General features: G+C 64.9%; 10 protein-coding genes. 7 read left to right on the plus strand and 3 right to left on the minus strand.

Features of this window, described 5'->3' with window-relative positions:
* Window positions 1-162: 162 nt before the first annotated feature.
* The 4 genes from KDH09_14045 to KDH09_14060 all read left to right on the plus strand — a co-directional run bounded on the left by KDH09_14045 (window position 163) and on the right by KDH09_14060 (window position 2934).
* Window positions 163-747: a hypothetical protein gene (locus KDH09_14045; GenBank protein ID MCB0220818.1), complete on the plus strand. Its 585-nt coding sequence runs from the start codon at window positions 163-165 to the stop codon at window positions 745-747.
* A 10-nt stretch (window positions 748-757) separates the two neighbouring features.
* Window positions 758-1333: a flavodoxin family protein gene (locus KDH09_14050; protein ID MCB0220819.1), complete on the plus strand. Its 576-nt coding sequence runs from the start codon at window positions 758-760 to the stop codon at window positions 1331-1333.
* Window positions 1334-1430: 97 nt separating this feature from the next.
* Window positions 1431-1673, plus strand: coding sequence for a thioredoxin family protein (locus tag KDH09_14055; GenBank protein ID MCB0220820.1), 243 nt, complete (start codon window positions 1431-1433; stop codon window positions 1671-1673).
* A 118-nt stretch (window positions 1674-1791) separates the two neighbouring features.
* Window positions 1792-2934, plus strand: coding sequence for an aminotransferase class V-fold PLP-dependent enzyme (locus tag KDH09_14060; GenBank protein MCB0220821.1), 1143 nt, complete (start codon window positions 1792-1794; stop codon window positions 2932-2934).
* 75 nt (window positions 2935-3009) lie between these two features.
* Here KDH09_14060 and KDH09_14065 read toward each other — a convergent pair whose 3' ends face one another.
* The 3 genes from KDH09_14065 to KDH09_14075 are packed head-to-tail and all read right to left on the minus strand — an operon-like array spanning window position 3010 to window position 6583.
* Window positions 3010-3894: a ribose-phosphate pyrophosphokinase gene (locus KDH09_14065; GenBank protein MCB0220822.1), complete on the minus strand. Its 885-nt coding sequence runs from the start codon at window positions 3892-3894 to the stop codon at window positions 3010-3012.
* The gene (locus tag KDH09_14070; GenBank protein MCB0220823.1) at window positions 3891-5417 is read right to left on the minus strand and encodes a thymidine phosphorylase family protein; all 1527 of its coding nucleotides are present in this window, start codon (window positions 5415-5417) and stop codon (window positions 3891-3893) included. The genes KDH09_14065 and KDH09_14070 overlap by 4 nt, the downstream gene beginning before the upstream one ends.
* On the minus strand, window positions 5414-6583 hold the full coding sequence (locus KDH09_14075) for a hypothetical protein (GenBank protein MCB0220824.1): 1170 nt from the start codon (window positions 6581-6583) through the stop codon (window positions 5414-5416). The genes KDH09_14070 and KDH09_14075 overlap by 4 nt, the downstream gene beginning before the upstream one ends.
* A 296-nt stretch (window positions 6584-6879) precedes the next feature.
* Here KDH09_14075 and KDH09_14080 point away from each other — a divergent pair, with 296 nt between their 5' ends.
* The 3 genes from KDH09_14080 to KDH09_14090 all read left to right on the plus strand — a co-directional run bounded on the left by KDH09_14080 (window position 6880) and on the right by KDH09_14090 (window position 10155).
* Entirely contained in the window at window positions 6880-8028 is a 1149-nt protein-coding gene (locus KDH09_14080) for an alanine--glyoxylate aminotransferase family protein (protein MCB0220825.1), read from the plus strand.
* Window positions 8029-8064: 36 nt separating this feature from the next.
* Window positions 8065-8430 (plus strand): response regulator, encoded by a 366-nt coding sequence (locus tag KDH09_14085; GenBank protein ID MCB0220826.1) that lies wholly within the window; start codon window positions 8065-8067, stop codon window positions 8428-8430.
* A 132-nt stretch (window positions 8431-8562) separates the two neighbouring features.
* A complete protein-coding gene (locus KDH09_14090) occupies window positions 8563-10155 on the plus strand; it encodes a phosphoglycerate dehydrogenase (protein ID MCB0220827.1) in 1593 nt (530 codons plus the stop codon).
* Window positions 10156-10180 lie beyond the last annotated feature (25 nt).

Below are 10180 nucleotides of genomic sequence, written 5' to 3' on the forward strand. Positions count from 1 at the left end.
GAGTAAGATTCCTAACCCACCGGGATCGCGAATAAATTCGCCCCAGCATCGGTCTACGTATCGGGTATGCTGCGCTCTTCGCGTCCGAGACTCGCATCGATCCATGCGGATTTCGGACCCGCTGAGCCCACCCGGCGCTCCGTCAACTCAAAGAAGGTTTCAATGATCCGCACCCTCCTCGCTCTGACCATGCTCGCGCTCGTCGCGTCCCTGGCCCCCACCGCCCATGCGGCCGAGGGCCGCTTCACGCCCCGCTTTCGCGAGCACTACGACCTCACGCAGCTCCGCACCCCCGCGGGCAACACGACCTACGGCGGGCTCTCCAGCTCGGTGAATCTCTTTTATGAAAAGCCCCTCGAGTGGAGCCTGGGCCTCGTATTCAACCCCGTCGTCGCCGGGCGCGACAAGCAGCTCGGCACGGCGAACCTCGCGCTCCCGAGCAAGATTCGCATCTGGCACTACGGCATCGAGTATCAGCGCTTCGTGCTCGCCGAGCCCGAGAAGTACGGCCTGTTCGCGCGGGTGGGCGCATCCTTCGACGTGTTCGATGTAAAATACGCCACCACCCGCTACGGCGGCAGCTACTATCTGGGCCTTGGCTGGGAGCAGCGCGTCGGCGGCGTGGGCATCGCCCCCGAAGTAGCCTTTCGCCACATGATTTTCGAAAAGGACATTCAGGCCCGGGCCTTCACACCTTCGCTTGCCCTCCGGCTGTATTTCATCAACGAATGGCTGGAAGGACTCTAGGGAGAAGCCCATGGCGGAGATCGCGATCATCTATCACAGCGGCTACGGCCACACGAAGAAAGTGGCCGAACACGTGGCCAAGGGCGCGGCTACCGCAGGCGGCGCGGAAGTAAAGCTCTTCGCCGTCGAGGAACTGGCCGACTCGCTCTCGCCGCTCAAGAGCGCCGACGCGATGATCTTCGGGTCCCCGACCTACATGGGCGGGGTTTCGGCTCCCTTCAAGGCCTTCATGGACGCCACTTCCAACCTGTGGATGCAGCGCCGGTGGAAGGACAAGATCGCCGCGGGCTTCACCAACTCGGGAAGCCTCAGCGGCGACAAGCTCGCCGTACTCCAACACCTGGCCATCTTCGCCGCCCAGCACGGCATGATCTGGGTGGGACAATCTGAAATGCCCACGCTCACCATGGAGCCCGGCCAGCCCTCCCACGTCAACCGCGTGGGCGGTTTCCTGGGACTCATGGCCCAGTCCAACAATGCCCCGGCCGACCAGACCCCGCCCGAGGGTGACCTCAAAACAGCGGAGATGTTCGGAAAGCGCGTCGCCCAGGCGACGCTGCGATGGCTTGCGGGGAAGTCCGGCTGAGCCCTGCCCCTTTCATCGCGAGTTTTCTGCGACCTCTTCGCGCGCCTGCGCATCCCGAATGGGACAGCACGCGCACTACCCGCGCAGGAGGAACGCCATGACCACCAACAAGAAGAAGGCCACGTTCTATATGACCGGTTGCCCGGTCTGCATCAGCGTCGAGGAGCGCGTCACCCGCGCCATCGATGCCAGCCGCTACCAGATCGAGCGCGTGAACCTGCTCCAGGACCGAAGCCGCATCGACGAGGCCCGCCGCGCCGGCGTTGAATCGGTCCCGGCACTGGTCATCGAGAACATGCCCTTCCACATCAACGCCGTGGCAAAGCTCGCAGAAATCTAGGCGAGGGTCGTCCCTGTAAAACGGGGGAGACAGTTGTCTCCCCCGTTTGTTCTTCGCAGTTGCACTCGCCCGCCTGTCTGCGTAGCGTTCCCGCCATCCCGACGCAGAGGCATTCCAGATGAGCGCGCCCACCATCGACCACATTCGCGAGAACGAGTTTCCCGTCCTGCAGAACTACCTGCCGCTCAACCACGCCGGCGTTGCTCCGGTGTGCATGCGGGCCTCGGTGGCCAACGCGCAGATGGGCTCGAAGCTCGCGCGCAACGGCTTTGCCGGATACGACGCCTACATGGAACAGCTCGCCAAGGTCCGCGCGCTGTGCGGGTGGTTCATCGGCGCCCAGGCCGAGGAGATCGCCTTCGTGCGCAACACCTCCCACGGCCTCTCGCTGGTCGCTGCGGGACTGGACTGGAAGTCCGGCGACAACGTCGTCACCACCGACGCGGAATTCCCGGCCAACATGTATCCCTGGCTCAATCTCAAGGACCGGGGCGTCGAAGTGCGCACGGTGAGCGCCAAGGGCCGCGCGCCGAGCCTGGAAGAGTTCGCGGCCGTGGTCGACGAGCGCACCCGCGTGCTGGCCATCTCCCATGTGGAGTTCTCCACCGGCTGCCGCTTCGATATCAAGGCGCTGGCCGATCTCGTCCATTCAAAGGGCGGTTACCTGTGCGTGGATGCCATCCAGAGTCTGGGCGTCATCCCCGTGGACGTCACGCGCGAGGGAATCGATTTCCTGAGCGCCGACGGGCACAAGTGGATGTGCTCGTTCGAGGGGACGGGCTTCTTCTACTGCAAGCGCGAGCTGCTGGGTCGCATCCGCCCCTCGCACCTCGGATGGAACTCGGTGAAGAGCCAGTTCGATTTCGATCACTACGACCTGAGCTTCCCCGACCATGCGCGCAAGTTCGAGGAGGGTTCGCTCCCGCTGCCGCTGATCTTTGCGCTGGGCAAGGCACTCGAACTGCTGATCGAAGTGGGCATGGACGAAGTGCATCGCCGCGCCATGGGCGCGGCCGCCGCATTGCGCGCCGGGCTCTCCGAGCGCGGGCTCAAGGACCTCACCGTGCTGGGCCCGGGCGGGCCGACCCCAGTCGTCATCGTCGGCGGCGAGTTTGACCTGGCCGCCGCAACAGCAGCACTCACCGAGAAGGGCGTCCAGCATGCCCCGCGCGGCGGAGGCCTGCGCCTCTCACCGCACCACTACAACAACGTCCATGACGCCGAGCGCTTCTGGGCCCTGTTCGATGAAGTCGTGAGATGATCTGGCAAGAGGGCGGGTAGACCCCACCCCTACGAAACCCGCATGTAGGGGCGGGGTCTACCCGCCCTTCCCGTTTCAGAGCAATTCTTTGACGCCGCCGGCGATGAGGGCGGACAGATCAATGGCGTTGGTCTCGTGCGCGATGGAGTTGCACGTTACGATGCGCTCGACGGTGCTGGCCTTGAGTTCGGCATAGCCGCCGGAGGCGAAGACCGCATGAACGCCTATGCACACGGGCGGCAGCAGCCCCACGTGTTTCAGGTGCCCCACGGTCTCGATCATCGTGTGCGCGGTAGAGATGATGTCGTCTACGAGCACCGGCGTGCGGCCCAGATATTTCTCCACCTCGGGCACGGAGACTTCCACGTCGCGATCCCCGCGCCGGGTTTTCTCCAGCACCAGAAACGGCGCGCCCGCCCCCTTCGCCACGGCGCTCACCCACTGCTCGCTCTCGGCGTCGGGCCCGACCAGCACGGGCTCGCGGATGTTGCCCTGAATCCACTGCGAGATGAGCGGCGCCGCGTGCAGCGTGCGGTCGGGAATGGAATAGACCTCGCGCAACGCGGCGTGGCGGTGCAGGTGGGGATCGACCGTCACCAGCCAGTCGAACCAGGCGCTGAGGAGCTTTCCGAACTGCACCGAGGTGATCGCTTCGCCGTCGTGGAAGCGCTTGTCCTGTCGCATGTAGGAGAGATAGGGCGCGACGAGCCCCACGCGTCCGGCGCCGAGTTCTTTCGCCGTCCCCGCGGCAAAGAGCAGCGGCGCGATCTTGGGATCTGGCTCATGCAGGGTGCACACAAAGGCCACGCTGCGCCCCTCGACGGGAGTTACGATCCGCACGCGGCTCTCGCCGTCGGGAAAGCGGTGGACTTCGAGCTCGCCGGCCTCGGCTTCTAGCTGGGCACAGATCGATCCGGTCAGTTCCTCGTTGCCGGGAAGCGCAAAGACGAGCGGCTTCATCGCTGGTGCTCCAAGGTGATGATTTCGTGCACGCGGCCGTTCACGTATTCGAGACTGTAGGCCAGCTCGCCCGGCGTCTCCGCGTGAAGCGTGAAGAGCGGCTGGTGCGGCTCTACCAGATCTCCGATCTTCACGTGCAGCACCAGTCCGGCCGACGCCGCCTTGGGCGCGCCCGCGAGTTTGGCCACGCGCGCGAGCATGCGGTTGTCGATGGCGCTCACGCGGCCCGCATGCAGGGCCAGCACTTCGTGTCGCTGCGGCGCGGTCGGCGGCATGCGCAGCGCGCCCTGGGCCTCGCAGATGGCCTGAAATTTTTTCCACGCGCGGCCCTCGTCGAGGATGGCCAGCGCCACATCGTCGCCCTGTTCCTGCGGCACGCGCCCGGACATCTCCAGCAGGCCCGCTGCCAGCGCGAGCGATCGATCACGCAGGTCGCGCGGCGCGTCGGGATTGCCCTGGAGTACAGCCAGCACGTCGCGCGCTTCGAGCGCCGGACCGATCCCGCGCCCTACGGGCTGGTTGCCGTCGGTAAAGAGCACCTTGGCTTCGAGCCCCACGGCGCGGGCCACTTCGACGAGGTGCATGCGCAGCGAGCGCGCCGCCTCGAGGCTGCGCACCTTGGCAGTCGGCCCCACGGGCAGGTCGAGCAGCACGTGGGTCGAGCCGGCGGCGGCTTTCTTGGAGATCACTGAGGCAACGAGCTGGCCCTGGCTGTCGACATCGAGCACGCGCTCAACGCCGATCAGGATGTCGTCGGCGGGACTCAGCGAAACCGCGCCACCCCAGGCGATGCAGCCGTTTTCCTGCTCGACCACGCGGCGCATTTCTTCAATGGAGAGATCGACGTTGGTCAGCACTTCCATGGTGTCGGCCGTACCGGCTGGTGACGTAATCGCCCGCGAGCTGGTCTTCGGCATCATCAGCCCGAATGCGGCGATAATAGCAACCACGATGGGCGTCGTGCGGTTTCCCGGAAGCCCGCCCACGCAGTGTTTGTCCATGACCAGGTCGCTGCCCCAGTCGATGTGATCGCCCACGTCGATCATGGCCTGCGTGAGCGAAACGATTTCCGTGCGATCGAGATTCTCGCCCGAGCAGGCGGCGATGAAGGCCGCCAGGTGCACGTCGGAATAACGGCCCTGTACGATGTCCTCGATGATGCCGTTCATCGCCTCGTGGCCAATGCGGTGGCCGTAGAGCTTGGCGCGCACATAGCCCAGCGATTCGACCGGCGCGGCGTGGGAGAGGTGAACGTGGTCGCCCTCCTGCGCCTGCAGTTCGCACCAAGCCCCTTCGGACAGGCTCGCCTGGCCCGGCTCGAGAATCTCGCTCTTCACAATGTCGAGCGTCGCGATCAGGGAATTCTCTCCCAGCCGCACTTCCACCCGCGCCTGGGAAGCGAATCCTTCGGAGCGCACGACGGGCGCGTCCTCGCGCAGGTAGAGGATGTGCTCCTGGTAGGTGTCGATGCCGAGTCGCTTGAGGCGAAGGTTGCCGTCGCCGTTCTGGGTAAAGGTGCTCATGCGCTGGTGGTGTCTGTTTTCTCTTCGGTGGCTGCGAATTTGTCGATCACGCGGGGAAAGTTGGCGGCCCAGAGCATGCCCCAGTCGCTGCCATAGCTCACCCGGCCGCGTAGCGGATGCTTGCCGCCGGGATCGAATACCTCGACCCAGGTGCCGTATTCCTCCAGCCACTCACAATAGGCGCGCGTGTAAGCGCCCGCGCGCGCGGCATCGATCGTGCCGACGAGCTCGATCCATTGCGGGGTAAAAAAGGTCCAGATCGAATCGCCCTGATAGTTTGGAATGAACCAGCGCTGCAGCGTCAGCTCATGATCGGGCAGGCGCTTCGGGTGGTACTTGAGCGGGAAGGGATCGTCGAGCCCGGCTGCCTGCACGGCCGCGATGCTCCTGGGCAGCATCTCGCCCGGGTTATCCACCACCTCGCACCAGTAGGGCCAGAAGTTGGCATCCCCGCTGCAAAGGTCGGGCTTTGTGTGCAGGTCGTTCCTGAAGAACTCGCCGTTCCAGAACTGCTCGTTCACGACTTTCACGAGGTCGAACTTGCGAAAGGGGTTGGGCAGTTCTTCGCAACGCGTGAGCAGCTTGCTGCACCAGGCGACCATGGTGCTCGTAAAGCAGGTGCCGGTGAAGTTCATTGTATCCTTGGTGGCAGAGAACATCTCGTTGGCGCGCGGGTGGCCCGAGGTCGAGTCGAAGAGCTTCACGTAGTAGAGCGAGGTCTCGCGCGTAAGCAGGTCGCGATACTTTGCGCGCAGGTCGTGCAGCCCCAGGCGCTCAAGCGAATAGAGCAGGAACGGGAGCGAGTCCGAGGAGTAGGTAAAGATGTCGACCGGTTCCTTGTCCAGGAAGATGGTGGTCGTCACCCGCCCGGCGGCGGCGTAGCGTTCGAGCGCCCATTCGAGGTTCTGGCTGCACTGGTCGGCGTAGCCCAGGTCGATGAGCCCCTCGAGCGAGATGGCGAAGTCGCGAATCCAGAACTGGTCGAGGTGGTCGATCCCGGCGCGAAAGTAGGTCCCGTTCCAGCAGGCGGCCACCACCTGGCGGCAGATTTCGGTCGGGGTGCCGGCGAAACGCTGGGGCTTGGCGCTGCGAGCCATGCGCGTCACCTGACGCCCGGCAATGCGGGCCCCCTCGCGCATCAGGGTCAATTGGTCGAAGAGCCTCATCTCGGTGGTGTTTCGCCTCGGCCGCTCGCCCTGCGGGGGCGACGCGGATGGTTGTGCTCGGGTAGCGAAGCCCACTTTAGAGCCTCCAGCGAAAAGGCCAAGGGGCCCGGCCGCCGCGAGGGCAGTGAGCGCGGTTTGACAGCCCACAGGGCGGCGACTAGATACGAGGTCCGCCCTTTCTGGGCGCGCATTTCCCCGTTTCAGGCCCATTCGCGGGCCGCGCGGGGACGCAAATTCCCGACGCTCACAAGCCTCCCTTATTACAAGGTTGAGCAGAGGCAGAAAGTAAGCGCACCATGATGAAGAAGCGCCTGATGACCCCCGGCCCGACGCCCGTGCTGCAGGAAGCCCTTGCAGCCATGAGCCAGCCGATCCTCCACCACCGCACGCCGCAGTTCTCGGCCATCTTCCGCGAAGCCGCCGCGGGTTTAAAGCCCATCTTCGGCACGAAGGAAGACGTGCTGATCCTCGCCGGTTCGGGAACGGCCGCCATGGAAGGCTCCGTGGTCAACCTCCTCTCGCCCGGTGAGAAGGCGCTTTGCATCAACGGCGGAAAGTTCGGCGAACGCTGGGGCAAGATCTGCCAGGCCCACGGCATGGAAGTCATCGAGCTCAAGTCCGAGTGGGGCCACCCCATCGGCGTCGACGAAGTGAAGAAGGCCCTCGAAGCCAATCCCGACATCCGCGCGGTCTACGCGACATTCTCGGAAACTTCCACGGCGACCGTGCATCCTATTCAGGAGATCGCGGCGCTGACCCGCAACTCGGACGCGCTGCTCGTCGTCGACGGCATCACGGCCGTGGGCTGCATGCCCGTCCCGATGGACGAGTGGGGCATCGACGTGCTGGTCTCGGGCTCCCAGAAGGCCTTTATGCTGCCCCCGGGTCTGGCCTTCGTGGCGCTCTCCGAGCGCGCCTGGAAGCGCACCGAGGAAGCCAGGTCGCCGAAGTTCTATCTGGACTTCAAGAAAGAGCGAAAAGCCCTTCACGACGACACGACCGCCTACACCCCGGCGGTGAGCCTGATCATCGGCCTGCTGGAGGTCGTTCGGGCGGTAGAGGCCGAGGGGATCGAGAACCTCTTCGCACGCCACAAGCGCCTTGCCGACGCCACCCGCGCCGGCCTGGCCGCCCTGGGGCTCAAGGCCTTCTCGGCTGCCCCGGCCGATTCGGTCACCGCCGTGTGGCTGCCCGAGGGCGTCGACGGCGGCAAGTTCGTCAAGTACGCTCGCGATCAGCTCGGCCTGGCGATGGCCGGTGGGCAGGATCACGTGAAGGGCAAGATCATCCGCGTCTCCCACATGGGTTTCGTGGACGGCTTCGACACTCTCAGCGCGATCGCCGCGGTGGAGATGGCGCTGGCCAAGTTCGGCCAGAGCGTCGAGCTCGGCAAGGGCGTCGCCGCCGCGCAGAAGGTTCTGATCGAGGGATTCCCCAACCCATAGGGGAGAAGCTCTCGACGACAAGAAACGGAAGGCATCATGGCACGCGTTCTTGTAGTGGATGACGACGAATCGATTCTGGAGCTGGTGCGCCGGCGCCTGAGCGTCGAGGGACACGAGGTCCACACCAGCAAGGAAGCGCTGGGTACCAGCCGCCGCGTGCGCGAGATCGAACCCGACGTCGTCGTGCTCGATCAGCAGATGCCCGCCCTCTCGGGGGAGAACCTCGTCAAGGTGATCCACGAGGGGTGTGCCGTGCAGCCCAAGATCATTCTGTTCTCGAGCCTGCCGGTGGAGGATCTCGAAGAGAAAGCGATCTCTTCGGGCGCCGACGACTTTCTCTGCAAGACCGAGGGCATGGCCGCGCTGCACAACAAGATTCTCTCGGTCCTCGGCGGCGGCTGAGCCGAACCGATTCGCCCGGTTGGATACGCGGGGCGCAAAGGCCCCGCGATTTCGTTTGAGTGAGCAACAACGCTGCCGGCACCTCCCGAAACGGGAAACGCGCACGGCATGAAACGCACGGATGGGAAGCACATGAAGGTATTGGTCTCCGACACACTGGCACAGGAAGGTCTGGACATTCTCAACGCGGCCAAGGGCCTGGAAGTTGATTACAAGCCCGGACTGAGCGAGGACGAACTTTGCGGGGCAGTCGCGGACGCCGAGGCGCTCATCATTCGCAGCGGCACGACCGTAACCGCGCGCGTTCTGGACGCCGCCAAGAGCCTCAAGTGGATCGGTCGCGCCGGCATCGGCGTGGACAACGTGGACGTGCCCGCTGCTTCGAAGAGCGGCGTCATCGTCTCGAACACCCCGACGGGCAACATGGTCACCACCGCCGAGCATGCCATCTCGCTCATGTGCGCGCTCACCCGCCAGATCCCGCAGGCCACCGCCTCCATGAAGGCCGGCAAGTGGGAGAAGAAGATCTTCAAGGGCCGCGAGCTCTTCAACAAGAATCTCGGCGTCGTGGGTCTGGGCAACATCGGCAAGATCGTCGCCGACCGCGCGCAGGGGCTCAAGATGAAGATCCTCGGCTACGACCCCTTCGTCTCGAAGGAAAAGGCCGCCTCGCTGGGCATCGAGCTCGTCGACCTCGACGAGCTGTGCAAGCGCGCGGACTTCATCACCGTGCACACCCCGCTCAACGACGCCACCCGCGGCATCGTGGGCAAGAAGGCTTTCTCGCTGATGAAGAAGGGCGTGCTGCTCATCCAGGCCTCGCGCGGCGGCGTCGTCGACGAAGACGCGCTGCTCGAAGCCCTCAACAACGGCACCGTAGCCGGCGCGGCACTCGACGTGTTCGTGCAGGAGCCCACGGCCGCCGACCATCCGCTGGTGGGTCACCCCAACGTCATCTGCACGCCGCATCTGGGTGCTGCGACCTTCGAGGCACAGCTCAACGTCGCAGTGCAGGTGGCCGAGCAGTGCGTGGACTATCTGGTGAACGGCGAGATCCGCAACGCCGTGAACATCCCGGCCGTCCCGGCAGAGCAGGTCGAGCAGCTTCAGCCCTACCTCACGCTGGCCGAGAAACTGGGCCTGTTCCACGCCCAGCTCCGCCCCGAGGGCTTCGACCACGTTGAGATCGAATTCATGGGCGACGTCGCCGGCATGGAAACCAGGCCCGTTGTCCTCGCCGCCCTCAAGGGCCTGCTCTCACCGAGCAAGGGCAACGCGGCGCTGGTCAACTACGTGAACGCCCCGGTCATCGCCGCCGAGCAGGGAATCACCGTGCGCGAGAGCAGCACGAAGGAAACCCACGACTACACCAGCCACATCCGCATTCGCACCCGCTGCAAGGATGGCAAGGAATATTCGGTCGAGGGCGCGGTCTTCAACGTCAACGACCAGCGCATCGTGAGCGTCGACGGCTACCGGGTCGAAGTGATTCCCAACGGCACGCTGCTGGCCCTCAAGAACGAGGACCTTCCCGGCGTGGTCGGCGGTATCGGCTGCCTGCTGGCAGAGGAAAACGTCAACATCGCCAGCATGCAGATGGGCCGCGACGTGCCCGGCGGCACGGCGATCGCGTTTCTCTCCATCGATGCCGAGGCCTCGCCCGAGACGCTCAAGAAGCTCGAAGCGGTCAAGCACGTGCTGCGCGTCAAGCAGATCACGCTCTAGCATCGAAATCGGGCGGGTAGACCCC

Source organism: Chrysiogenia bacterium, from assembly GCA_020434085.1.
Classification (GTDB): Bacteria; JAGRBM01; JAGRBM01; order JAGRBM01; family JAGRBM01; genus JAGRBM01.

Excerpts from the sequence above, each read along its gene's own strand:
- KDH09_14055 (MCB0220820.1), top strand. The coding sequence starts at position 1,431 with ATGACCACCAACAAGAAGAAGGCCACGTTCTATATGACCGGTTGCCCG.
- KDH09_14065 (MCB0220822.1), bottom strand. The coding sequence starts at position 3,894 with ATGAAGCCGCTCGTCTTTGCGCTTCCCGGCAACGAGGAACTGACCGGA.
- KDH09_14050 (MCB0220819.1), top strand. The coding sequence starts at position 758 with ATGGCGGAGATCGCGATCATCTATCACAGCGGCTACGGCCACACGAAG.
- KDH09_14085 (MCB0220826.1), top strand. The coding sequence starts at position 8,065 with ATGGCACGCGTTCTTGTAGTGGATGACGACGAATCGATTCTGGAGCTG.
- KDH09_14090 (MCB0220827.1), top strand. The coding sequence starts at position 8,563 with ATGAAGGTATTGGTCTCCGACACACTGGCACAGGAAGGTCTGGACATT.
- KDH09_14060 (MCB0220821.1), top strand. The coding sequence starts at position 1,792 with ATGAGCGCGCCCACCATCGACCACATTCGCGAGAACGAGTTTCCCGTC.
- KDH09_14080 (MCB0220825.1), top strand. The coding sequence starts at position 6,880 with ATGATGAAGAAGCGCCTGATGACCCCCGGCCCGACGCCCGTGCTGCAG.
- KDH09_14070 (MCB0220823.1), bottom strand. The coding sequence starts at position 5,417 with ATGAGCACCTTTACCCAGAACGGCGACGGCAACCTTCGCCTCAAGCGA.
- KDH09_14045 (MCB0220818.1), top strand. The coding sequence starts at position 163 with ATGATCCGCACCCTCCTCGCTCTGACCATGCTCGCGCTCGTCGCGTCC.
- KDH09_14075 (MCB0220824.1), bottom strand. The coding sequence starts at position 6,583 with ATGAGGCTCTTCGACCAATTGACCCTGATGCGCGAGGGGGCCCGCATT.